The organism is Bradyrhizobium sp. 154, assembly GCF_023073875.1.
In the GTDB taxonomy this organism is placed as follows: Bacteria; Pseudomonadota; Alphaproteobacteria; order Rhizobiales; family Xanthobacteraceae; genus Bradyrhizobium.
Map to the genome: position 1 here is coordinate 58,036 of NZ_JADPKG010000048.1, position 22,593 is coordinate 80,628.

General features: G+C 64.2%; 20 protein-coding genes and 1 pseudogene. 7 read left to right on the top strand and 14 right to left on the bottom strand.

What is annotated here, in order from left to right:
* Nucleotides 1–123 precede the first annotated feature (123 nt).
* The 4 genes from IVA92_RS11945 to IVA92_RS11960 form a co-directional block, all read right to left on the bottom strand.
* A complete protein-coding gene (locus tag IVA92_RS11945; protein ID WP_247281495.1) occupies nt 124–1,062 on the bottom strand; it encodes a dihydrodipicolinate synthase family protein in 939 nt (312 codons plus the stop codon).
* Nucleotides 1,063–1,193: 131 nt separating this feature from the next.
* On the bottom strand, nt 1,194–3,275 hold the full coding sequence (locus IVA92_RS11950) for a methyl-accepting chemotaxis protein (RefSeq protein WP_247281496.1): 2,082 nt from the start codon (nt 3,273–3,275) through the stop codon (nt 1,194–1,196).
* Between the two features lie 118 nt (nt 3,276–3,393).
* Nucleotides 3,394–4,164, bottom strand: a complete 771-nt coding sequence (locus IVA92_RS11955; protein WP_247281497.1) for an enoyl-CoA hydratase — start codon at nt 4,162–4,164, stop codon at nt 3,394–3,396.
* Complete coding sequence (locus tag IVA92_RS11960; protein WP_247281498.1) at nt 4,161–4,610, bottom strand: MarR family winged helix-turn-helix transcriptional regulator; 450 nt, start codon at nt 4,608–4,610, stop codon at nt 4,161–4,163. The genes IVA92_RS11955 and IVA92_RS11960 overlap by 4 nt, the downstream gene beginning before the upstream one ends.
* Before the next feature lie 234 nt (nt 4,611–4,844).
* Here IVA92_RS11960 and IVA92_RS11965 point away from each other — a divergent pair, with 234 nt between their 5' ends.
* Nucleotides 4,845–6,572 carry an ATP-dependent Clp protease adaptor ClpS gene (locus IVA92_RS11965; protein WP_247281499.1) on the top strand — a complete coding sequence of 576 codons (1,728 nt, stop codon included), beginning with the start codon at nt 4,845–4,847 and terminating at the stop codon, nt 6,570–6,572.
* A 37-nt stretch (nt 6,573–6,609) separates the two neighbouring features.
* On the opposite strand, the pseudogene IVA92_RS11970 reads toward IVA92_RS11965, so the two are convergent.
* From IVA92_RS11970 to IVA92_RS11990, 4 genes and pseudogenes are all read right to left on the bottom strand, one after another.
* A pseudogene (locus tag IVA92_RS11970) lies at nt 6,610–8,270 on the bottom strand (tannase/feruloyl esterase family alpha/beta hydrolase).
* An 82-nt stretch (nt 8,271–8,352) separates the two neighbouring features.
* Nucleotides 8,353–9,597, bottom strand: coding sequence for a phosphoglycerate dehydrogenase (gene serA, locus IVA92_RS11975; RefSeq protein ID WP_247281500.1), 1,245 nt, complete (start codon nt 9,595–9,597; stop codon nt 8,353–8,355).
* 141 nt (nt 9,598–9,738) lie between these two features.
* Nucleotides 9,739–10,971: a rhodanese-like domain-containing protein gene (locus tag IVA92_RS11980; RefSeq protein ID WP_247281501.1), complete on the bottom strand. Its 1,233-nt coding sequence runs from the start codon at nt 10,969–10,971 to the stop codon at nt 9,739–9,741.
* Between the two features lie 299 nt (nt 10,972–11,270).
* Complete coding sequence (locus IVA92_RS11990) at nt 11,271–12,155, bottom strand: dihydrodipicolinate synthase family protein (protein ID WP_247281502.1); 885 nt, start codon at nt 12,153–12,155, stop codon at nt 11,271–11,273.
* Between the two features lie 155 nt (nt 12,156–12,310).
* Here IVA92_RS11990 and IVA92_RS11995 point away from each other — a divergent pair, with 155 nt between their 5' ends.
* Together IVA92_RS11995 and IVA92_RS12000 are read left to right on the top strand one after the other, a co-directional pair.
* Nucleotides 12,311–13,723 carry an FAD-binding oxidoreductase gene (locus IVA92_RS11995; protein WP_247281503.1) on the top strand — a complete coding sequence of 471 codons (1,413 nt, stop codon included), beginning with the start codon at nt 12,311–12,313 and terminating at the stop codon, nt 13,721–13,723.
* An 8-nt stretch (nt 13,724–13,731) separates the two neighbouring features.
* Complete coding sequence (locus tag IVA92_RS12000) at nt 13,732–14,448, top strand: GntR family transcriptional regulator (RefSeq protein WP_247281504.1); 717 nt, start codon at nt 13,732–13,734, stop codon at nt 14,446–14,448.
* Between the two features lie 6 nt (nt 14,449–14,454).
* On the opposite strand, the gene IVA92_RS12005 is transcribed toward IVA92_RS12000, so the two are convergent.
* Together IVA92_RS12005 and IVA92_RS12010 are read right to left on the bottom strand one after the other, a co-directional pair.
* Nucleotides 14,455–14,592 carry a hypothetical protein gene (locus IVA92_RS12005; RefSeq protein WP_247281505.1) on the bottom strand — a complete coding sequence of 46 codons (138 nt, stop codon included), beginning with the start codon at nt 14,590–14,592 and terminating at the stop codon, nt 14,455–14,457.
* 23 nt (nt 14,593–14,615) lie between these two features.
* Nucleotides 14,616–14,834: a hypothetical protein gene (locus IVA92_RS12010; RefSeq protein WP_247281506.1), complete on the bottom strand. Its 219-nt coding sequence runs from the start codon at nt 14,832–14,834 to the stop codon at nt 14,616–14,618.
* A 47-nt stretch (nt 14,835–14,881) separates the two neighbouring features.
* Between IVA92_RS12010 and IVA92_RS12015 the strand changes: the two genes are divergently transcribed.
* From IVA92_RS12015 to IVA92_RS12025, 3 genes are all read left to right on the top strand, one after another.
* On the top strand, nt 14,882–16,903 hold the full coding sequence (locus IVA92_RS12015) for a YgiQ family radical SAM protein (protein ID WP_247281530.1): 2,022 nt from the start codon (nt 14,882–14,884) through the stop codon (nt 16,901–16,903).
* A 713-nt stretch (nt 16,904–17,616) separates the two neighbouring features.
* Complete coding sequence (locus IVA92_RS12020) at nt 17,617–17,817, top strand: DUF6494 family protein (RefSeq protein WP_027547784.1); 201 nt, start codon at nt 17,617–17,619, stop codon at nt 17,815–17,817.
* A gap of 170 nt (nt 17,818–17,987) precedes the next feature.
* Nucleotides 17,988–18,320 carry a hypothetical protein gene (locus IVA92_RS12025; protein WP_247281507.1) on the top strand — a complete coding sequence of 111 codons (333 nt, stop codon included), beginning with the start codon at nt 17,988–17,990 and terminating at the stop codon, nt 18,318–18,320.
* Nucleotides 18,321–18,612: 292 nt separating this feature from the next.
* On the opposite strand, the gene IVA92_RS12030 is transcribed toward IVA92_RS12025, so the two are convergent.
* Both IVA92_RS12030 and IVA92_RS12035 read right to left on the bottom strand, forming a co-directional pair.
* Complete coding sequence (locus tag IVA92_RS12030) at nt 18,613–19,644, bottom strand: MBL fold metallo-hydrolase (RefSeq protein WP_247281508.1); 1,032 nt, start codon at nt 19,642–19,644, stop codon at nt 18,613–18,615.
* Nucleotides 19,645–19,714: 70 nt separating this feature from the next.
* Complete coding sequence (locus IVA92_RS12035) at nt 19,715–20,527, bottom strand: helix-turn-helix domain-containing protein (protein ID WP_247281509.1); 813 nt, start codon at nt 20,525–20,527, stop codon at nt 19,715–19,717.
* Between the two features lie 501 nt (nt 20,528–21,028).
* Here IVA92_RS12035 and IVA92_RS12040 point away from each other — a divergent pair.
* Nucleotides 21,029–21,541 carry a PRC-barrel domain-containing protein gene (locus IVA92_RS12040; protein ID WP_247281510.1) on the top strand — a complete coding sequence of 171 codons (513 nt, stop codon included), beginning with the start codon at nt 21,029–21,031 and terminating at the stop codon, nt 21,539–21,541.
* Nucleotides 21,542–21,812: 271 nt separating this feature from the next.
* Here the strand turns inward: IVA92_RS12040 and IVA92_RS12045 are convergent, their stop codons facing one another.
* Nucleotides 21,813–22,040 (bottom strand): hypothetical protein, encoded by a 228-nt coding sequence (locus IVA92_RS12045; RefSeq protein WP_247281511.1) that lies wholly within the window; start codon nt 22,038–22,040, stop codon nt 21,813–21,815.
* A gap of 316 nt (nt 22,041–22,356) precedes the next feature.
* Nucleotides 22,357–22,512: a GreA/GreB family elongation factor gene (locus IVA92_RS35990; RefSeq protein WP_346015511.1), complete on the bottom strand. Its 156-nt coding sequence runs from the start codon at nt 22,510–22,512 to the stop codon at nt 22,357–22,359.
* Nucleotides 22,513–22,593: the final 81 nt, after the last annotated feature.

A 22,593-nucleotide genomic window follows, 5' to 3' on the forward strand; every position in this document is an offset into this window, starting at 1 on the left:
ACGCCTTCAGCCGAAATGGGCGGACCCCGTCGTTGCGAGCGAAGCGAAGCAATCCAGACTTTCTCCGCCGAAACAGTCTGGATACTTTCGTCGCTTCGCTTCTCGCAACGACGGTGGAGAGCCCTACTTCCCCCACCGCAGCGCCAGCGCGTCGCGCTCCTTGGCCAGCTCCAGCAGCCCCGCGCGCGTCGCCGGATGCAACGGCTGCAGCGGATGGCGCACCGTGTCCGACCTGATCACGCCACCGGCCTGCATCATGACCTTGCAGGCGATCAGGCCGCATTGGCGGTTCTCGTAATTAATCAGCGGCAGCCAGCGCTCGTAGGCCGCCTTGGCCTCCTCGCGCTTGCCGGCGAAATAGGGATCGATGATCTGGCGAATGCCGTCGGGATAGCCGCCGCCGGTCATCGCCCCGGTGGCGCCGGCATCGAGATCGGCGAGCAGCGTGATCGCCTCCTCGCCGTCCCAGGGGCCCTCGATGTTCTTGCCACCCGCATCGATCAGGCTGCGCAGCTTTGCGGCAGCGCCGGGCACCTCGATCTTGAAATAGCGGATGTTGGAGAATTCGCGCGACAGCCGCGCCAGCAGCTCGACCGAAAGCGGCGTGCCGGCAACCGGCGCATCCTGAATCATGATCGGAATGGTGATCGCGCCCGAGAGCACCTTGAAGAATTCGACGATGCCCTTCTCGGGGACGCGGAAGGTCGCGCCGTGATAGGGCGGCATCACCATCACCATGGCGGCGCCGGCCGCCTCGGCCTGCCTGCTGCGCGCCGCGCAGACGGCCGAGCTGAAATGCGTGGTGGTGACGATCACGGGAACCCGTCCGGCGACATGCTCCAGCACGGTATGCATCACGGTTTCGCGCTCGGCATCGGTGAGCACGAACTGTTCGGAGAAATTGGCGAGGATGCAGATGCCGTGCGAGCCGGCGTCAATCATGAAATCGATGCAGCGGCGCTGGCCTTCGAGGTCGAGCTCGCCGCGCTCGTCGAAGATAGTGGGCGCGACCGGGAACACGCCGCGATAGGGGCGCTGGGCCTTGTGTGGGGTGACCGGCATCGAACTCTCCATCCCTGATGTGTCTTACGTCTGGCGCCGCGCACACGCTGCGAGGCGGCACAGATGTACCCGCCGCGGCGACCTGCGGCAATGCCGAAGGCGCGACGTTGGAATCAAGGAATGAAGCGAAACTAGGCGGTCTTCACCGCTCCCAAAAAGCCCTCGACCGCGACGCGGAGACGATCGGCGTCCGCCGACATCTTCTTGACGGAGTGAGACAACACCGTGCCGGCGTTGCCGGTCTCCCGGTTGAGCCTGGCGACGCTGCCGATGGTATCGGTGACCTCGCGGGTGCCTTGTGCGGCCTGCTGGAAGTTGCGCGAGATCTCGGTGGTGGCCGCGCGCTGCTGCTCGACGGCCGCGGCAATCGCCGTCATCTTCTCGTCGATGCCGCTGATGGCGCCGCCGATCGACCGGATGGCGGCAACCGCCTGGCCCGTCGCGCCCTGGATCTCCTCGACCTGACGCGAGATCTCTTCCGTCGCGGTCGCCGTCTGCGCCGCGAGGCTCTTGACCTCGCCGGCGACCACGGCAAAGCCGCGGCCGGCTTCGCCCGCGCGCGCGGCCTCGATCGTGGCGTTCAATGCCAAAAGGTTGGTCTGGCCGGCGATGGCGTTGATCATCTTCACGACCTCGCCGATGCGGCTCGCGGTCTGGTCGAGGATCTCAACGGTCGCGTTGGTCTGCGCGGCCTGCGACACGGCTTCGCGGGCCTCGCGAGCGCTGGCCTGCACCTGCGCGGAGATCTCGCCGACGGACGCGGAGAGCTCTTCGGTCGCCGCTGCGATGGTCTCGAGATTGTTGGTGGCCTGCTCGGCCGCGGAGGAGACCGCCGCGGTCTGGCTGCTCGATTGCGAGACCAGCGAGCGCACGCCGCTGGCGGTGTCATCGAGCTCCCGCGTCGAGGCCGCAACACTCTGGATAACAGCCTGCACGGTGTCGTCGAAGCTGCGGCAGGCGGAATCGACGGTGCCAGAGCGGGCGAGCTGGAACGCCTGCTGCGCTTCACGCTCCTGCCCCAGCCGTTCCGCGGTTGCCGCGCTCTCGCGCAGGCTTTCGAGTGCGGCGGCCATGGTGCCGAACTCGTCGGGATGCCGGGATTGCGGCACCGGCGTCGCATAGTCGCGCGCGCTGATGCGGGCGATGGCGTCGAGGAGGGCGCGCACCGGGCCCATCAGGCGGTTGCGCACCACGAACACGCCGGCCAGGGTCACGGCCAACGCGAGCAGAAATGCGAACGACTGCACGATGAGGTTGGTGAGGCCTTTATTCTGGACCGTCTCTGCGCGCGCGATCGACTGGTCGAAGGCCTTGTTCGCGACGGCGACGATGGACGCGAACGGCGACTGGCATAACGCGTTCCATTCCGAAGCGGGCATCGCGGGGCGACCGCTGCCGTCGAGGTTCTTGGTCAGCTCGCCGATCTGCTTGAGAACTCCATCGGTCTTGGCCCGTGCCTCCTTGGCCGCATTGGCGAGGTCCGCCGTCACGTCGGGCGCAGCCAGCAGCTCCTCCATGCCGGTCCAGCCGGCGGTGATGGTGCCGTTCCAGCTTGCCACGGTCTGCTTCTGGGTCTCGTCGAGCGGCTTGGAGCTGTTGACGTTCGGGCGCAGCGTCGAGCACTGGATGCCATAGCGGTCGCGCACCTGCCAGGCGAGGCGGCGAGCCTGGATCATGCGGGCGATGAAAGGATCGTTCATCCAGGCTCGGTTCGACACCGCCGTGGAGGCGAGATTGGCGGTCTCGATCACTCTCGTGACGGAATCGTACCAGGCGGCGGTGCGCTCCACCTTACGCTCGCCGCGCGGCAGCCTGGCCTCCTCGTAGAACAGCTGGAATTTCGGCGCGGCCTCGCTCCAGCGCTGCTTCAAGGTGTTTGCGAGCTCGTCGCGCCGGGCGAATTCCACGGTGGAGAGCGCGGCGATGATGGCGTCAAAGCCGGCCTGCTCTGCCTTTTCGGCGGCGCCGAGCTTGGCACGCGGATCGTCCTCGCCGAGCAGCGCGCTCTGGGCATCGCCGCGATTGTTGCGCAAGGACAGCACGCCCTGGAAGATCGCCTTGTCCGCGTTCGCAAGCCGTTCGGTCTCCAGACTGTCGCTGTAGCGGCCGAAGGCCCCGAACATCTGGATCGCCGTGCTGGCCAGCGCGCCGGCGGCCAGCAGGGCCATCAAAGTCAGGAGAAGCGAGCTTACCGATTTCTTAAACATTGCCATGGTCGGGGGCCTAGTCTTGACGAGCAGCCACCTTGCACCGCGATATGCCAAGGTTTGGTTAAGACTTTAATCGAATACCTGGGTTGTACTCGCTGCGCCTCCGGCAGGCCGCGTTCCCTCACGCAACCCTGGTGAAATCCGGCGGTCGGCGCTCTGCAAAGGCAGTGAACGCCTCGCGCGCTTCGGCGGTGCGCAGGCGCTGCGTGAACTGCTCGCCCTCCGCGTTCATCTGCGCAACCAGCGCCTCGCCATTGCGCATCAGCTTCTTGGTGGCGATGAGCGCACCGGCCGGCTGGCGGGCCAGGCGCTGCGCGAGCGCAAGCGCCTCGGCATCGAGCGTGTCGAGCGGCACCACCCGGTTGGCGAGGCCCCATTCCAGCGCGGCCTGCGCCGGCACCGTCTCGCCAAGTGCGAACATCTCATAAGCTCGGGCGTAGCCGATCCGCGCCGGCATCAACAGGCTGGAGGCCGCTTCCGGCACCAGCGCGAGGCTGACGAAGGGCGTCGACAATTGCGCATTGTCGGCGAGGACGACGAGATCGCAATGCAGCAGCATCGTGGTGCCGACGCCGACGGCGCGGCCCTGCACCGCCGCAACCAGCGGCCGGGTGCAACGCGCCAGCGACTGGATGAACCGCACGACGTTGCGGCTGCCTTCCGACTTGCCCGCTGCAACCGCGGCAAATTCGCCGACGTCGTTGCCGGCAGTGAACATGTCGCCCTCGCCGCGGATCAGGATCACGCGAGCGGACGGATCGAACTCGGCGGATTCGATACTGTCGGCGAGCTTGCCGTACATCGTGTCCGTCAGCGCGTTCTTCTTGTCGGGGCGCGCCAGCGTAAGGGTAAGAATTCCGCTGTTGTTCTCGATCCGGACGTGCTCGGTCATTCGTCTGCTCCTCTTGGAAACTTGTCCTGAATGCACATCAGCCAGCGTGCGACGATGTCGATCTCCGCAGCCGTAAATCCTTCCGTCAGCGCCGCATTGACCTCCGCCGCGCTGGCCTTCGCCTGCGCCAGCGCGCTGCGCCCCTTCGGCGTCAGCCAGATCCGCCAGGCGCGTCCGTCCTCGCGATCGGCCCGCCGCTCGATCAGTTTGGCGGCTGCCGTGCGATCGACTAGGCCGGAAATGCCGGCCGGGCCAAGATCGAGCGCCGCACCCGCCTCACCGATCAGCACACCATCCTGCTTGCCGAGAATGAACAGCAGCCCGGCCTGCGCCGGCGTTACCTCGCTCTCGGGCCGAGCCGCCATCCAGCGCTGCAACCGGCGTTGCGCGACGCTCAGCAGGTAGATCAGGCGATGGTGGCTCGCTGTGGCTTCCTTATTTCGCATACGAAATATATAATGCGAGGCCAACCGCGTTGTCAAAGAGGGGTTGCCGATGCGGCATGGCCATGGCGATCGCGGTCGTGCCGATCGTCAAGCCGACGCGGCACGAAGGCGGCGAGTGGGATGGCGCATTGAAATTCCATCGGGAATTTGACGCACCCGTTGGCGCTTGACGGCCGCCCTCCTTTATGTTCCATATTTGTTCTTCACTCGTTTTGGTTGCAATAGGATCATTTCATGACGAAGGATGCGCGCGGCGAGCGCGAGCCGGCTCAGCTCGTGATTCACAATGATGACGAAACGCCGGACGAGTTTGTCATCGGGTTGCTCCGCCAGGTTTTTGGCAAATCGGAGCGTGAAGCGGCCGCGGTGATAGCGCGGGTCGAGCGGGAGGAGAAGGCCACTTGCGGTCCGTACCCGCAATCGGTCGCCGAGGCGCTGTTCAAGTCGGCTCAGCAATATATCTGGCTCGGCCAACATCCGCTGAGGATCACGCTAGAAGAGATTAAGACCCCCTGCGAACTCTGCGGCAAGCCTGAGGGACAGACCGATGTTCGGATCGGGAGCCGCACGGTCTGGCTGTGCAGCGACTGCATTCGTGCAGCAGACACCGTGAACACACCGCAAGAGTCGGAAGAGGAGTTCGAATACGCTTGCGACGTGCTTGACTGGCATTTTGCCAACGTCTCGCGTAGCAATCTCGTGACCACCATCCGCCAGTTTCCCGGCCATATGCGGGTCGATGTCCAGGCAGCGATCGAGGGACTGTTCGGCAAGTCGATCCGGCTGTTCGGGCTGAACGAAGAACAGCGCTACGAAACGCTGTCGATCTCACGGCTCCTCCGCGATGGCCGCAATGCGCTCGCGATTGCTCCGCTGCAATATTCCGACGTGGATGTCGGCGAGAAGAGCCCGGTCAAATGTCTCGATAACGGCCTCTGGCTGTGCGAGCAGGATGGCCTTCGTTACGCGGTCTTGCTGTGTGCCCACCGCGAATACAGCCGAGAACCGGGAATTCGGATCGAGATCCTCGTGCCGGCAGGCACCGCGGGCGCGGCACTCGTGCAGCAGTGTTTTGGCGAGCTGGAGCAGGCCGTGCAAGCTGCGCGCAGCTATCGCGGCAAGATCCTGTCCCTCGACGCCGATTCCGACTATCGCGGCCGCTCGCGCGGCATCACGGTGCATCGGCTGCCGCCGGTTGCGCGCGATGAGGTGATCCTGCCCGAACAGACCCTGCGGCTGCTCAATCGCAACGTTCTGACTTTCGTCAACACCCGAGATCAATTGCGCCGGCTCGGCCAGTCGACACGTAAGGGCATCTTGCTTTACGAACCGCCGGGCACCGGCAAGACCCATACGATCCGCTATCTGGCAACTCATTTGCCCGGGCACACGACACTGATCATCACCGCCGAGCAAATCGAGCTTCTCGGCGCTTATATGAGTCTGGCACGGCTGCTCCAGCCGTCGATGGTCGTTATCGAGGATGTCGATCTCATCGCCCGCGACCGCGACGACATGGGGCCGTGCGAAGAATCCATGCTGAACAAGTTGCTCAACGAGATGGACGGGCTGAAGGAGGACGCGGACATCCTGTTCGTCCTGACCACCAACCGGCCTGAGGACCTCGAAGGCGCCCTCGCCGGCCGCCCGGGCCGCATCGATCAGGCCATCGAAGTCCCGCTGCCGGACGAGACCGGCCGCGGCAAGCTGGTCCGGCTCTACGGCAAGGGGCTGCCGCTCGACGATGCAATCATCGCAGAAGCGGCCCGCCGCAGTGAGGGCACGAGCTGTGCCTTCATCAAGGAATTGATGCGACGGCTTGCGCAAGGGAGCCTCGCGCGAGACGGTGGCAATTCCGTCGTGTCTGCCGACATCGACGAGGCGCTCGACGACATGTTGTTCTCCGGCGGCAGGCTCAATGCGCAATTGCTCGGAGGCGCACAGGCGATGGCGACGAGATAACGCCTACCCACCGGAGTGGCGGGCTTGGACTGAGCGTTTACGGCGCGCAGGTGAAGCTCGAGGCCTCCGTCACCGGGCCCGACTTGTAATGAGGCCAGGCCGGCCAGCGGCACAGCGGCATCGCGCGCAGCGTCGCGAACGACGGCGCTTCGACCTTCTGCTCGGCGACTTCGAGATCGCCGGGCGCCTTGCCCTGCTCGACCCAGTCGACCAGCACGCTCAGCATGTCGACATTGGCCGGCGCGCCGGAGCCGACATGGTCGACTCCGGGCGCGGTGTAGAGCCGCGCGAACTCCGCGGTCTCCGCCTTGCCGAGCTTGCGCTCGACGCTGTCGAAATAGCGGATGCCGGCATAGGGGCTCTGCGCATAGTCGGCCATGTGCTCGAGCATGATCAGCCGGCCGCCGCGCACCCGGAAGCGGCTGAGATCGGGATCGGTCGAGTCCATCAGCGTGGAGACCTCGATCAGCCGCGCCTTGTGCTCCTCCACCTTGTAGGTGGTGACGTCGAGCTTGGGATCGCGCGCGAATACATATTGGATGCCGCCGGCGCCGTAGATCCAGGCGATGCCGTTGTTGGGCGCAGGCGGCTGCGCGGGCGGCGCGGTGCCGAGCCACCATGCGACCCAGCCGCCGGTCGGGCCGATTGCCGGCGTGTCCTCGCCGGAGACGCCCCAGCCCGGATAATCGTCGAGACCATTGGCGAGCGCGAACGGGAATTTGTAGGGCGCGTGCAGCGTGTTGACGGCCTTGATCTGCGCGTCAGTGAGGCACTGATCGCCGCTCTCGCCCGCCGCGCAGCGCAGCGTCTCGACCTTGAACGCCGCCTTGCAGGAAACGGGATCCTGCACCAGCGCATCGTCGGAGCCGTCGGCCTTGTCGCAGGCCGCGCGCACGGCATCGCCGACGAGCTTGACCTGCGCCGGATTGATCCAGCCCTCGCCCATGGTCACGAGGCCCGAGCGGGTGCCGGCATGCTGCAAGCCGACCCAGTTGATGACGGGAACGCGGGCGAAGATGCCGTCGAAATCGTCGGGATAACGCTGCGCCATGGTAAGACCTTCGCGGCCGCCTTCGGACGAGCCCATGAAGTACATCTTGTCCAGCTTCCTGCCGTAGGCGCGCTGCATCAGCGCAACCGCAGCATCGCGCACCTTCTTGTAGGCGCGATGGGCGAAATTCTCGAACGCTTCGTCGTTGAGCGCGAACAGCTGCGGCGGCTCGCCCTGCTTGGTCTCGTGGCCGGAATCGGTGCCATAGGTGACGAAGCCGCGCGCGAGCGGCGACGGCTTGTCGAAGGGATAGGCCGGCGGCAGCGCAAGGCCGGTGATCAGCACGCCGTTGAAACCGCCGCCGCCATATTGCAGCGAGCGCCCGTTCCATTCGACGGGAAGGTTGACCTGGAATTTGATCGGCGGCGCCTTGGGTCGGCGGGATCGATGTGGCCGAGCACCTTGCAGAAGCGCGGATTGGCCGGCGTGATGCGCCCCGACGGGGTCGGCCCGCGCTCGGCGACGGCGAGTTGCGACGGCGCCAGCAATGTCGCGGAATCGATCTTCACCGCATCAGTGCCGCCAACAAGACCGTTGCAGACCGTCTCGGCGTCGTCTGTCAGCGTCGCCGCCGAGGCGCTACCCGCAGTCAATGCAGCCGCCGTCCCTACGAGCAGCGCACGGAGCTTCGCACGCATTTGCGCCATGGTTTCCCCCTGTTTTCTGTTCTCGTTCGATCCGTCAGGAGGCCGCATTGAAGGCGACCTACCGCCGGCCGTCAATGATGCGCTAGTGCTCGAACACCAGCCGCGCGCCTACCGTGCCCTCGAGGCTGCGGATCTGCTGGAGCAGCGCTGCCGAATCCTGACCGGCCAAGTCGGCATCGAGCACGACGTAGCCGAGATCGCCGGCGGTCTCCAGATATTGCGCAGCGATGTTGATGTCGCGTTGGAGAAAGACTTCGTTCAGGCGCCGCAGCATGCCGGGTACGTTGCGATGGACGTGGCTGAAGCGCGCGCCAGAGGGTCGCAAGTGCAGCTGCACCTCCGGGAAATTCACCGCGCCCATGGTCGAGCCGGTGATGAAATAGTCGACCAGCTTGCGCGCAACCTCACCGCCGATCCGCTCCTGCGCCTCCTCGGTCGAGCCGCCGATATGCGGCGTGAGGATGACGTTCTCGAGGCCCTGCATCGGGCTGTTGAAGCGATCCGCGTTCGAGGACGGCTCGACCGGAAACACGTCGACGGCCGCGCCGGCGAGATGGCCGTCGCGCAAGGCGCGCGCGAGCGCATCGAGATCGACCACGGTGCCGCGGCTGTTGTTGATCAGGAACGAGCCTGATTTCATCGCCCGCAGCTCCTTCTCGCCGATCATGCCGGCGGTCTCCGGCGTCTCGGGCACGTGCAGGCTGACGACGTCGCTCTGCGCCAGCAGCTCCTCCAGTCTCTCGACCGGCTCGGTGTTGCCGTGACGGAGCTTGTCGGTGCGGTCGAAATAGATCACGCGCATGCCCATGGCCTCGGCGAGCGTCGAGAGCTGCGAGCCGATATTGCCGTAGCCGACGATGCCAAGGGTGCGGCCGCGCACCTCGCGGCTGCCGGTCGCCGACTTGTCCCAGCCGCCGCCATGCGCCGACACCGAGCGCGGAAAGATCCGCCGCAGCAGCATCACGATCTCGCCGATCACGAGCTCGGCGACGCTGCGCGTGTTGGAGAACGGCGCGTTGAACACGGGAATGCCGCGCTTGCGCGCCGCGGTCAGATCGACCTGGTTGGTGCCGACGCTGAAGCAGCCGACCGCGAGAAGCTGGTCGGCGGCCCCAAGCACTTCATCGGTGACCTGGGTGCGCGAGCGGATGCCGAGCAGCGACACGCCCTTGAGCGCCCGCCGCAGATCCTCGCCGTCCAGCGCCTTGGTCAGGCGCTCGACATTTGTGAAGCCCGCGCTTTTGAACAGGTCGACTGCGCTATCATTGACGCCTTCGAGCAGCAGCGCCTTCGCATTCCGCTCGGGGCTTTGGCCGGGGGCTGGCATTGTATCTCCGTAAGTAGCAACGTTGCCGCAGCTCATAGACCGCGGACGGTGCGCGGCACAATAGGGCCTGAGAAGATGGCGGGAGCCCGCCATGCTTGCGTCAGCAATTCCGCCATCCCGAGAGGGTGAAGGGTAACAGAGTCAGATCACATAAAACCCGTGCGTTCCGTCCCGGCGGAGCTGCTCGACCAGGCCATACTCCCAGTTCAGATAGGCCTGCATCGCACCTTCGGCGACGTCGGTGCCTTCATAGGGGCGGCGGTAACGATGTGCCGGATCTGGCTTCGGCAATACGCGCGGCGGGCCGATCTCGAGCGCACCGTCATAGCCGCCTTCGAGCACATAGACCTCCCAGCCCATCTGCGCGAGCCAGGACGCCGTCATGTCGGCACGCACGCCCTTGTCGTCAGTCAGGAGAATGCGCGCCCCACGCACCGGTGCGGCCATGTCGGTCTCCTGAACGAGCTGGCCGCCAGGATAGTGGCGGAAGCCGGGAAGGTGGCCGGCCGCATATTCCTCGGCATCGCGCACGTCGAAGCGATAGAGCGTGCGGTCGGTCCGCGCGACAAGCGCCGCCGCCTCGCTCGCGCCGATATGACGAACGCCGGCGCGATAGGCGACGTCGCGGGCATTGGCCGGGCCGCCTTCGAACGGCCCGAGCCCGCCGCGCCTGTCGGCGCCGTGATCGAGCCTGTGCCGCGCCAGCGTCCAGCCGATGGTGCCGTTGCGCAGCGCGCACACCTGGTTGGGCACGCCGGCATTGATCAGCGACTGGGTGCCGATGATCGAGCGCGTGCGGCCGGCGCAATTGACGATGATCGTGGTGGCGGGATCGGGCGCGGCGCTGCCCGCGCGCAGCACCAGCTCCGCGCCCGGCACGCTGACCGAGCCCGGAATGTTCATGGTCGCATATTCGTCGAAGCGGCGAACGTCGAGAATGGCGATGTTGGCCTTCTCGGCAATGAGTCTTGCCACCTCGTCGGCGCTGAGCGAAGGCGTGTGGCGGCGCGCCTCGACCAGCTCGCCAAATGCTTTTGAATAGGAATTGACGTCCTCGAACACCTCGTAGCCGGCCTTGCGCCAGGCCCTCAGCCCACCATCGAGCACGCTGATGTTGCTGTAGCCGAGCGCGGCCAGACGTTCGGCGCCGGTCGCAACCAGCTCTTCCCCATCGTCATAGAGCACGATCGCCACGTCCTTGCGCGGCAGCCTGACCTCGGCTTCGACCGCGATCCGGTCGGCAGCCATGTTAGCAGCGAACAGCGGATGACCAGTCGCGAACGCCGCCTCGTATCTGAGATCGAGCAACGCGATTTCTTCGCGCAACAGCAACGCGCGGCGGATCTCGGCGGGAGTGACGGTACGGCGCTTCATGGCGTGAACCTTGACGAGAACAGGCCATGGGCTTTTGAACGATTGTCGCGCGCTTGGCTAGCCTTCGCGTCGCGGTCACTCGCCTGGAACGAGCTGCCCGAGCGGGGGCTGCGCCGGTCGCCGCAACTTGCGATGCCGTGACCGAGAACAACGGCATCAGCGCCACGACGCTCATCGAGGCGAACTTGCCGGCCAACCCAGGATCGCATCGCGATGGTCGTCGCAGATGCCGGCGATGATCTTCTCGCCGAACGTCTCGTCACGCGAACCGCGGCAGTGTACCGCGATTACGTGGGATCTCAGGCGATGGCAGGCGCCATCAACGCGTCGAGCTTCCGCTGGAACGCGGCGCCGTCGGACAACGCGCGGAGCGGCGGTCGCACACGCAGCCAGCTGGCATCGCCCGTCTGCGCCGCGAGGATGGCCTTCAGCGTCGCGACCAGAGATGGCGTCTTGTCCACGACGTCGATCGCGGCCTGCATGCGCGCTTCGACATCCTTGCCGTCGACCATGGCCTTGACCAGCTCCGGCACGACATTGGCCATGCCGCAGATGGTGCCGGCGCCGCCGGCGGCGATCGCACGGGCGATGTCGGCTTCGTTGCCGACGGTGATGGCGAGGTCGGGCGCGGCGTTGCGGAACGCCTGGAATTCCTTGAAGTCGCCACTGGAGTCCTTCAGGCCCGCAACCACCTTGCCGTAGCGCTTGCGCAGATTCGCAGCGACGCTGGTCGGGATCGCGACGCCCGAGACCTGTGGAATGTGATAGAGCGAGGCGCGCAGGCGATCGTCGCCGACTCCGTCGATGATCGCGGCGAAGGCATCCTCGATGCCTTCAGGGGTGACGTTGCGATCGAAGTAAGGCGGCAGCAACAGGACGTGACGCAGGCCGAGGCCGAGCACGGCGCGCGTCAATGCGATGCCGTCGGTGATGGCGGGGAAGCCGCCGCCGATGCCGATACGCTCCGGCGCGACGCCGGCCTTGAGCACGGCTTCGATGGTCGCGATACGTTCGGCGGCAGTGAACGAGGTGCCCTCGCCAGTGGTGCCGAACAGCACGACACCGTCGATCCCTCTACTGAAGAGTTGCTTGGCATGAGCCGCGAGCTTTGTGGAATCCACGCTGCCGTCCGTCGCCAGGGGCGTCACTGATGCCACCCAGAACCCGCGAATTGCCTCCATCATCAACATCATCCTCTGCTGCGGCTTCGGACTAAGCCTCTGATCCATCAGATCTTCAGCGCCTGTCGAAGCATTGTTTTACTTTACATTTTCGCCTTGTACCTTACATACAAGGCGAATGCAAACCCGCGCCCGTCGGCGCCCCAAGGAGGTCTCGCATGGATATGGCGAACCCGGTTGAGCGTCCGGACCAGTTGCTCGGCGCGTTGCGCGACAAGCTCGGCGCGGCCGCGGTGCTGACCGGCAGCGACGTGCCGGCGCGCAATTGCAACGATTGGAGCGCGAGCCTGCCGCAAACGCCGCGCGCGGTGATCCGTCCGCTCGATGCGCAGGGCGTTGCCGATGCGATCCTGGTCTGCCGGCAGGCGCGGCTTCCCTTCGTGCCGCAGGGCGGATTGACCGGGCTGTGCCGCGGCGCATCGCCCGAAACAGGCTGGGTCGCGATCTCGCTCGAGCGCATGACCGGCATCGAGGAGATCGATCCTGCGTCGGCAACGATGACGGTAAAGGCAGGCACGCCGCTGGAGACGATCCAGAAGGCCGCAGATGAGGCCGGCTTCTTCTTTCCGCTCGATCTCGGCTCGCGCGGCTCCTGTGCCATCGGCGGCAATCTCTCGACCAATGCCGGCGGCAACCGCGTGATCCGTTACGGCATGACGCGCGAGCTGGTGCTCGGGCTCGAAGTGGTGCTGCCCGACGGCACCATCATCACCACCCTCAACAAGCTGATGAAGAACAACGCCGGGTACGATCTGAAGCATCTCTTCATCGGCTCGGAAGGCACGCTCGGCATCATCACCCGCGTGGTGCTGCGGCTGTTTCCAAAACCGCGTTCGACCATGGCTGCGCTCTGCGCGCTGAAGGACTATGCCGCGGTGATCGCGCTGCTCGGCGCCGCACGCAGCGGGCTCGGGCCGCTGCTGTCGGCCTTCGAGGTGATGTGGCCGGACTATTGGGACGTGATCACGATTCGCGCCGGCGTGAAGCCTCCGGTCGCAGCTGGCCACGGCCTCTACGTGCTGGTGGAGGCGCAAGGCACCGACGAGAGTATCGACGCGCCGCGCTTCCAGACCTGGCTCGAAGAGCTGATGGAGCGCGGGCTGCTGACTGACGCGGCGGTGGCGCAATCGCTGGCGCAAACGCAAGCGTTCTGGCGCGTGCGCGACATTTGTGCCGAGTTCGGCCGCGTGCTGGGGCCGCACATCTCCTACGACATCGGACTGGCGGTGGCGCGGATGGACGAGTTCGCGACGCGCTGCAAGGCCGCACTCGCTGATGGCATCAAGGGCTGCGAGAGCGTCTATTACGGCCATATCGGCGACGGCAACCTGCATCTCGTCTCCTGGGTCGGGGGTCTCTCCGTCGCGCAGCAGCCGAAGGAGGAAATGGACGCGATCATCTATGGTCTCGTGCGCGAGATGGGCGGCAGCGTCTCCGCCGAGCACGGCATCGGCACGCTGAAGAAGAAATGGCTGGATCACGCCAGGAGCGAGCCTGAGATCGCGCTGATGCGCACCCTGAAGGCCGCGCTCGATCCCGAGCATCTGCTCAATCCCGGCAAGGTGATCTGACCGAGCCCATGAAGTCATTGAAGCTCGATACGCCGAAATCGCTGTCGCAGCGGGTGATGCAGCGGCTGCGCCAGGCCATTATCGACGGTGAGTTCGCGCTCGGCGCCGCCATCTCCGAGGAGATGGTGGCAAATTCCTTCGGCGTCAGCCGCACGCCGGTGCGCGAGGCGATGGGCCAGCTGCAGGCGCAAGGCCTTGTGGTGATCCGGCCGCAGGTCGGCAGCTTCGTGTTCACGCCGAGCGCGGAGGACATCCATGCGCTCTGCACCTTCCGCATCGCGCTCGAGCCGAAGGCGGCCGAGTTCGCCTTCCGCCACGACCGCGACGGTGCTGTCGCCGCGATCAGCGCAGCGATCGCCGCGATGGAGCCGGCGATCGCGGCAAGAGACAACATCGCCTATGGCCGCGCCGACGCCGCTTTTCACGAGGCGCTGTTCGCCCATTGCGGCAACCGCTACCTCGCCGAATCCTATCAGCTCGTCTCCGGCCGCGTCGCCGCGCTCCGCACCAATTTGACCTCGCCGATCGACGTGCGCACCCGCTCGTCCTTCGACGAGCATCGCAGACTGCTCGATCTGTTCGCACGCGGCGAGCAAGCCTCCTTCGAAGCGCTGATGACGACGCACATCACCAATTCGGGCGTGGTCTATGCCAAGGCGCTGAAATTAGAGGCGCTGAAAGGAGAGGCGGTGAAGATGAAGATGGAGGGGCCGAGGATGGATTGAGCGCCGTCACGGCTCCTCCTCCGGTCCCGGCCTGTCCAGAAAATCCAGCGCGGTGTTGATCTGTTCGAGCTGGTGCTCAAGCCTGTCGCGGTCTTCGACCGACTGCGCTGTCTCGAGCTGTTCCACGAGCTTCTGCTTCCGCATCAGCAAGTTCTCTATGACGGTGCTCACAATTCCCCCATCGCCAGAGGCGACGTCACGAACGCCGAGATGGTGGAGGCGCGCGCGACACGGGCCCGGTTAGAACCCTGGACCAGAATGTCCGCAGCGGCGATTGGTTCCCGCGGCCGACACCCGATCAGCGCGGCCGCGAGGATGGAACTCCCCGCTCGACTCGTCATGACGATGCCGCCAAGCTGCATCGGCGAGACATCGGCAAAGGCCACGCATCGATTGGTTGAATTCACCCGCCCGGACCCCTATGCCTATCCGTATGGACACCCAGATCGTCACCGCCGAAAAGCCCCTGATGGCACAGGCGCGCCCGCGCAAGCCGGCGCCGTTCCTCCCCATGAGCCGTGCCGAGATGAATGCGCTCGGCTGGGATGCTTGCGACATCGTGCTGGTGACGGGCGATGCCTATGTCGATCATCCGAGCTTCGGCATGGCGATCATCGGCCGGCTGCTCGAGGCGCAAGGTTTTCGCGTCGGCATCATCGCGCAGCCGGACTGGCACTCGGCGGAGCCGTTCAGGGCATTGGGCAAGCCGCGCGTGTTCTTCGGCGTCACCGGCGGCAACATGGATTCCATGGTGAACCGCTACACCGCGGACCGCCGCCTGCGCCACGACGATGCCTATACGGCCGGCGGCGAAGGCGGCAAGCGGCCGGACCGCTGCACCATCGTCTACGCTCAGCGCTGCCGCGAGGCGTTCAAGGACGTGCCCATCGTGCTCGGCGGCATCGAGGCCTCGCTGCGCCGGATCGCACATTACGATTACTGGTCCGACAAGGTGCGCCGCTCGGTGCTGGCCGACGCCAAGGCGGACCTTCTGCTCTACGGCAATGCCGAGCGCGCCGTCGTCGAAGTGGCGCAGCGGCTCGCCGCCGGCGAGGCGCCGCGCGAGCTCGACGACATCAGGGGCGTCGCGCTGTTCCGCAAGGTCCCTGCGGATTACACCGAGCTGCACGCCGACGATCTCGACTCCGCCGACGAGGGCGCATCGCGCCAACGCGGCGCCACGGTGATCCGCCTGCCGGCCCTTGAACAGGTCGAGCAGGACCGCGAGGCCTATGCGCGCGCTTCACGCGTGCTGCATCGGGAGAGCAATCCCGGCAATGCGCGGCCGCTGGTGCAGCGTCACGGCGATCGCGATCTCTGGCTGAACCCGCCGCCGATCCCGCTCACCACCGAGGAGATGGACGCGGTCTACGACCTGCCTTACGCGCGCGCGCCGCATCCGTCCTACGGTGATGCAAAGATCCCCGCCTGGGAGATGATCAAATTCTCGGTGACGATCATGCGCGGCTGCTTTGGCGGCTGCACCTTCTGCTCGATCACCGAGCATGAGGGCCGCATCATCCAGAACCGTTCGGAGGGCTCGATCCTGCGCGAGATCGAGAAGATCCGCGACAAGACGCCGGGCTTCACCGGCGTGATCTCCGACATCGGTGGCCCTACCGCCAACATGTACCGGATGGCGTGCAAGGATCCGAAGGTCGAGGCGGCGTGCCGGCGGCCGTCCTGCGTCTTCCCCGAGATATGTCCGAACCTCAACACCTCGCATGACGATCTGATCCGGCTCTATCGCAAGGTGCGCGAGACCCGTGGTATCAAGAAGGTGATGGTCGCCTCCGGCGTGCGCTACGACCTCGCGGTGGAGAGCCCCGAATACATCAAGGAGCTCGTCACCCATCACGTCGGCGGCTATTTGAAGATCGCGCCGGAACATACCGAGCGCGGCCCGCTCGACAAGATGATGAAGCCGGGCATCGGCGCCTACAACCGCTTCAAGCGGATGTTCGATGAAGCCGCCGAGCAGGCCGGCAAGAAATACTATTTGATCCCCTATTTCATCGCGGCACATCCCGGCACGACCGACGAGGACATGATGAACCTCGCGCTCTGGCTGAAGAAGAACCGCTATCGCGCAGATCAAGTGCAGACCTTCCTGCCCTCGCCGATGGCGACCGCCACCGCGATGTACCACACCGGCGTCAACCCCCTGCGCGGCGTCCGCCACGGCGGCAGCGACAAGGTCGAGGCGATCAAGGGCCTGCGCCAGCGCCGCCTGCACAAGGCATTTCTGCGCTACCACGACCCCGACAATTGGCCGGTGCTGCGCGAGGCGCTGAAGGAGATGGGCCGCGCCGATTTGATCGGCTCGCAGCCCCACCAGCTCGTCCCCGCGCACCAGCCCCCCGGCACCGGCAAGGCCGCCGGCACGAAGCGCCCGGTTCGCCCCGGCGTCAGGACGCAGCGGTTTACAACCAAGGGCGTGCGGGTGGTGAAGTAGCGGGACGAGTGAGCTTTCGTGCCCCCGCAACAAGAATGTCAAAAACAACCCCATGCGCAGTAGGCGCCCTTAGCGGGATCAATGGCTTAGACACTTTGCAGAGAGATGTTGACCCGTCGGGCAAAAAGTCGTTGCCCCGTCGGGCAACACAGGCGCATGATGGCATCATCGGGCACGTGGAATAGAGCGAGCCCGGTCTCTGCCCGTATCGATATCCTCGAGCTTCACACCGCGTCCCACGCGCAGGCTGTCACACGCCTGATCGACGCGTTGCAGGGGGATTTATACTTCCCCGGGGAATTAGCACCGGACGGTAGCACCGTGTGACACCGGCTTCACCCTTCGCGACTGGGTGGTCCACGCCCGAGCCGTCACGGCTTCGTCAACACGGCCGGCACCAAATCCGGATGCGCTAGCGCGTGCATTTATTATCGATCAGCCCCCAGGCAGGCGCCTCCGTTCTGCCTTCGAAAGCAGACCTGGCCGGTTCGCCTTTGCAAGTCAGCTAAGGGCCCAACGGCGACGTCCTGACGAGCGACGCCGCGAAGCGAGGCGGCTTACTCGTGTCGTCAAACCTTGAACTCGCCACGATGCCCAGAAGCAAGCGGCGAATGAACGTCCCGATCATTGATCCCTAGTCCGGGACTTGGGGGGCTGTAAACACGGGATCGCCAATGTGTTAGACTTTGTCCAGCCGATCAGGGAGAAAAGCCATGACCGCCGAGTTCGATGAAGACCGCTTCAATATGGCTATCCGTAAGTTTCTGAAGCATGTCGGAGTTACATCGCAGCGTGAAATCGAGAACCTAGTGCGTAGCGGGGCGGTGAAAGGTGGCGAGCTCAAACTGCGAATGACCCTGTCCGCTGAGGGGACGCCGCTGAAACATGTTGTCGAGGAAACAGTCGCACTCTGACGAGGGCACACGCTGCGACCCAACGTCCGTTCAGGGCCAGAACCAGCCGTTTAATAGCGAGGACCGCCGTTGATTGCGTCTCGGCGCCCTGACGTGATCGAGAGCCATCGGCGAAGCTCAGGCGTTGGCCGCCGAATGCCTTGCTTTGCGCGACGGCCAATCGATCTGGCATGTCGGAAGAACCCATACGCGGTGAGCAGGATCACAACCATTGTGGTCGCGAAGTAACCAGCCTCAAAAAAGACGATACAAGCGATCCACGCGACGAAGAACACGACCTGCCAGAGCAAGGCGAACCCGAGATAAGTTTTGCCGGTTGGGATGCCATTGCTCATACTGATCACTTATGCATCCTTGCAATCGGCGGCGCCCCCCAAGTTGATCCTTCCGGCTTGCGACGAGCCCATGGTAAAGATTACGTTGCGCATCGAAACGCGGAACTTCCGCTTCGGGTCAAAGTGCGAAGAACTCAGGTTGAGCAAATCAGGCCCGCTCTAATGTAATGACCGGACTTTGGTCCGCCGATGCTCAATTTCGCAGATGGCCCAAAAGCTGACGAACGATGCGGGGATCTTTTCGCGCTACCACGTTCGCTTCAAGTCACGAGATTGCCCAAAGTCTGACCAATTCAAATGTTCGCCAGCTCCCCTTTTGGCCCACGAATAGCGCCGTCTAACCTGAGGTTCTGCTCAAAGTAGTCGCGCAGCCAGGGCAGCTTACTGTTAAGTGTCCCTCGTGACGGGCTCATCCGGCAGACCGCCAGCAGCGGATCGTCAAGGATTAGTTCCTGCGCATCTAATCGGAATATCCGCGAAACTCCGGATTCCATCTCTTGACGGCGACGCTGTCGCCAATCTCGAACCGCATAAGGTCGTCGCCAACTTGAAACGGAGCCGCATATGTGCCCTTGGTCCGCGACACGAGTACATCCTGGCTCACACCGAGGAGTATGACATGTGTGTAGGCGGCGAGCTTCGGTTTGACCCGGGAAAACACCTCGCCGGCCTGTTCGGGCGACGTGTGATGGTCCGCGACTGGCTTCATGTACGGCAACTCTGCCAGTTTCGCGGACGTGGCAAAAACCTCATGGATCAGAAGATCCGTGCCCGTCGCAAACTTGATGAGATTCTCATCGAACTTGGTGTCACCTGACAACGTGACCGACTTCGCGCCATAATCAACGCGATATCCCACTGACGGCTTGATCAGGTCACCATGATTGACGGCGAATGCCGTCACCTTGACGCCGGCCTCCTCGAACACGACCCGATCAGCCTGGAAGTCATGCGCGTCGATTTGGGTGGCGACGGCCGGGATTTTTTCGTCGGCCATTCGTATCCGCGCATCGTCCGCAAACGCCTCGGTGAGCCCTTTGGCGATTCTCGCCGCTCCGCCCGATCCTGTGCCATCCGATGGCCCAAACAGTCGCAATGGTCGGCTGCGGAAGCCGAACGGTCCGAACATGTATCCGGTCATCCAGAGGTCCGGCAGACCTTCGACATGGTCGGAATGATAGTGGGTGAGAAAGACGGCATCGATGCCTTTCCCTGCGGGTATCCCGAGCTGATACAACCTCACCGTCACGCCGCGGCCCGCATCGAATAGCAGATTGAGTCCACCGGCTTGTATCAAGGTGGCCGGCCCAAAGCGCGCCGTGCCTGGCTCGGGGCCGCCGGTGCCGAGCAACGTCACCACGATTTCACCGGGGCGGCCCGCACGTTCTTGCTGCTGAGCCGACGCGTCTGAAACGCAAGCCACCAGTGCAAAGCCTATCATCGCGGCACTAACCACCAAATTGCGTGCCATCCTGCCGCCGTTGCTTGCCATCGTGGGACCCCTGAGTCGCGTTTGCCTACTGGCAAGCAAACCACGGCTGAGGCTTCATGGCTTGTATTTTTCAGCCATCGGGCGAGAGGATGTTGTCCCAATCGCCGATGAATTGGTGGGGTGGCAGGCCGACTAGCGCGTAGCATTCCCGGACGAAGTGCGCCTGATCGAAGTAGCCGGCCTCGTGGACGATTTGCGTCCACGGCTTGGCCGGCTGATTGCGATGCATCGTCAAGGCGGCATCAAATCTCGCCGTGCGCGCGTACAATTTTGGGGGAAGGCCCGTTTGCATCGTGAAGCGACGTTGAAACTGGCGGGCGCTCAGACCCGATTGCGAGGCCAATGCGGCGATCCGGATGTTACCCCGGGCGGACATGAGACGGCGGGACGTGACGCCAATTCCATCCTCCGCGGCACGGCCTTCCAACATGGCGCCAAACCATCGTTCTGCCGCGGCGACACGCGAAGAAAAGTCCTGCGCCGATCGTACGGCGTCTTGGAGGAGCGCGGCGCGGTTTCCGAGCACGTCGCGTGCCGGGACGCCTTCGTCGATCAGGTATGTCATTCCGATTCCGACCAGCCGGTGCAGAGCTGCCGGCTGCAGCAGAATGTTGAAGATATGTAACTGACCCGAAGCATAGAGATGAATCCGGCGCGCGCCCTGGGGCCCGACGACGACCATCTCCGGCGCGGTCGCGAGGCGCCCGCCATCGAGGCGAAGACGTAATGGATCGCCCAGGTAAATATCGATAATCTGATGCGGACGTGCCGTCAGCGGAAATGCCAGCACGTGAGAGCCTAGCGTCGCGCGGCGTTCTTCGAAGGAGCGAACGACGTTCCTCAGTTTCGGATGAGGCTCCGTACGCCTGAGATCCATCGACATCCCTCATCTGAGCACGGTAGGCCGGCGGGCGAGCCCCGTTACCCGCCATGGACACTATCATGGATTGGCGCGCTGGCCTCCACCTCGAACTTCCGCACTTGGGCGCCGCGAGAGGCCGAGCCGCAGGCACCTTCCGCAACTTGCACCATTTTTGCTCACGCATTCATAGATCGTGCTTTGAAGAATGCGCTTTTTGGGAGGGGCTTATGGTAGTAGGAATCACTGCAATGCCTTGCTCGCATCTGGTCTGGCGTGCACTTTCGTCTATCGAGAGCTCGAACGAGGACGTACGGCGCATGAGAACGCTGCTAAAAATTGTCCTCGTGGCGGTCTGCGCTGCAATCTTGACGACATTGCTAGGGGCGTTTCCGTCCGAATCGTGACCACCGAACGTCGCTGGGTTGCTGGCTCCGGTGGGATCGAGTTCGGGAACAAGTGGCAGTTCCGGGCGTTGAGGCCGGCATCTGAACGGGTGCGGTTCTCACGTGGAGGAGATAGTAGATGAAAAGCTTTCTTGCCGTGGCTCTGCTTGGCACTGCCGTGATCGGCGGCGCTGCGTTCGCGCAATCCACTCAACCGGCTGATCGCGCTGCGCCGGCTGCCACCGCCCAACCGGTGGACGCGAAGATGGCGCTCAAGGGCAATTGGCGAGCCTCGAAGCTCATGGGCTTGAACGTCTACAACGAGGCCAACGAGAAGCTCGGCGACGTCAACGAACTGCTCGTCGACAAGAGCGGCAAGATCAACGCCGTGGTGATCGGCATCGGGGGCTTTCTCGGCATGGGCGAACACGACATCGCCGTCTCGATGGACAAGCTGAAGTTCGTCGAAGAGCCTGTCCGGACGAGCTCGACGAGCACCTCGACCACCTCCCGCGACACGACTACCGGCGCGGCTTCGACCAATACGACTAACCGCAGCGCGAACGATTGGGTCCCCGACCACGCCGTCATGAGCGGCAACAAGGAGCAGCTGAAGGCGCTCCCGCAGTTCAAGTATTCGGACTACAACTAGCAGGTCGAGCGCTCGCGAAAGATTAGGGCCCCAACCGGGGCCCTTTTTTCTGCTGAGCGAGGCTTCGCAGACCACAAAAAAGGCCCGCCCGGCTTGAGGGCGAGCCTTTCGTGCGAGCTGGTGTTCGCTCAGTGCATGTGAACTAACCAATAGCCGACGCCGCCAACAACGAGCACGGCAGGAACGGCCCATAAAATCAGCACAGGCATCTTCTCCTCCAATTGCATCAGAACGTTTTTCACCGGGCCGGCTAGGCCCTGCAAGAACCGTTTTACTGTTCAGTGCAGACCTTGGTGGTCTTCACGGCGGACTCGGCTTCCGTCTTGGTCTTGTAGATGCCGTCGCCTACGATAGTCGTAGTGGTAGTCGTCGGTTTGGTGTCGACCACGGTGCACTTCTTGGTGGTCGCGTCGCGAACGATGTAGAACTCGGCGGCGCTGGCGGCCTGTGTGCCGAGGGCAAAGGCGGCGAGAGCGCCGCATACGATCAGCTTCTTCATGTATCCTCCTCAAGCTCGTAAGTAGTCACTGCCAACGAGGACGCGCGACTGAAGTTCCGGTTGTTCCCGTCTGCAGCGGCCTGCGCCATTTCGCTACACTGGGGTGAGGGGTTCCTAAAAGCGCGGATGGAAAGAGCCGTGGGTAAGCAGCGGTCGGGGGCCCCAGCTCGATCATAGATCGAGGGGCAGCTCAGTTGGACCTTCAAGCCCTGAAGAAGGTTGCCAGGAAGAGCACGACAGCCAGAACGACGCCGATACCGATGACCGTTAAGGCGGCCTGTTCTAGCTGAAAGCACCGCGCATACCGACGCCTCCTTCAGTTCAACACGCCGAGTACCCTCAAGGACCAGCTGTTTGGGCCTGGCGTTTGGAACTCGATGGCCTGGCCAACCGATAAGCCGAACAACGCAGTTCCAGCCGGCGTAAGAACCGAGACACGCATAGCGAAGGATTGGTCCAGGTCCTCCAGCATCAGACGCGAAGCATGCGATGCGGCGGGTGCCCCCGGCTAACTGGCCTTTGGTGCGATACACCTTGCTGTATGTAAATGCGC

Bases quoted from the DNA above. Each gene is read 5' to 3' on its own strand.
- IVA92_RS11945 (WP_247281495.1), bottom strand. From the start codon at position 1,062: ATGCCGGTCACCCCACACAAGGCCCAGCGCCCCTATCGCGGCGTGTTC.
- IVA92_RS11950 (WP_247281496.1), bottom strand. From the start codon at position 3,275: ATGGCAATGTTTAAGAAATCGGTAAGCTCGCTTCTCCTGACTTTGATG.
- IVA92_RS11955 (WP_247281497.1), bottom strand. From the start codon at position 4,164: ATGACCGAGCACGTCCGGATCGAGAACAACAGCGGAATTCTTACCCTT.
- IVA92_RS11960 (WP_247281498.1), bottom strand. From the start codon at position 4,610: ATGCGAAATAAGGAAGCCACAGCGAGCCACCATCGCCTGATCTACCTG.
- IVA92_RS11965 (WP_247281499.1), top strand. From the start codon at position 4,845: ATGACGAAGGATGCGCGCGGCGAGCGCGAGCCGGCTCAGCTCGTGATT.
- serA (WP_247281500.1), bottom strand. From the start codon at position 9,597: ATGCCAGCCCCCGGCCAAAGCCCCGAGCGGAATGCGAAGGCGCTGCTG.
- IVA92_RS11980 (WP_247281501.1), bottom strand. From the start codon at position 10,971: ATGAAGCGCCGTACCGTCACTCCCGCCGAGATCCGCCGCGCGTTGCTG.
- IVA92_RS11990 (WP_247281502.1), bottom strand. From the start codon at position 12,155: ATGATGGAGGCAATTCGCGGGTTCTGGGTGGCATCAGTGACGCCCCTG.
- IVA92_RS11995 (WP_247281503.1), top strand. From the start codon at position 12,311: ATGGATATGGCGAACCCGGTTGAGCGTCCGGACCAGTTGCTCGGCGCG.
- IVA92_RS12000 (WP_247281504.1), top strand. From the start codon at position 13,732: ATGAAGTCATTGAAGCTCGATACGCCGAAATCGCTGTCGCAGCGGGTG.
- IVA92_RS12005 (WP_247281505.1), bottom strand. From the start codon at position 14,592: ATGCGGAAGCAGAAGCTCGTGGAACAGCTCGAGACAGCGCAGTCGGTC.
- IVA92_RS12015 (WP_247281530.1), top strand. From the start codon at position 14,882: ATGGACACCCAGATCGTCACCGCCGAAAAGCCCCTGATGGCACAGGCG.
- IVA92_RS12020 (WP_027547784.1), top strand. From the start codon at position 17,617: ATGACCGCCGAGTTCGATGAAGACCGCTTCAATATGGCTATCCGTAAG.
- IVA92_RS12025 (WP_247281507.1), top strand. From the start codon at position 17,988: ATGTCGGAAGAACCCATACGCGGTGAGCAGGATCACAACCATTGTGGT.
- IVA92_RS12030 (WP_247281508.1), bottom strand. From the start codon at position 19,644: ATGGCAAGCAACGGCGGCAGGATGGCACGCAATTTGGTGGTTAGTGCC.
- IVA92_RS12035 (WP_247281509.1), bottom strand. From the start codon at position 20,527: ATGTCGATGGATCTCAGGCGTACGGAGCCTCATCCGAAACTGAGGAAC.
- IVA92_RS12040 (WP_247281510.1), top strand. From the start codon at position 21,029: ATGAAAAGCTTTCTTGCCGTGGCTCTGCTTGGCACTGCCGTGATCGGC.
- IVA92_RS12045 (WP_247281511.1), bottom strand. From the start codon at position 22,040: ATGAAGAAGCTGATCGTATGCGGCGCTCTCGCCGCCTTTGCCCTCGGC.
- IVA92_RS35990 (WP_346015511.1), bottom strand. From the start codon at position 22,512: ATGCTGGAGGACCTGGACCAATCCTTCGCTATGCGTGTCTCGGTTCTT.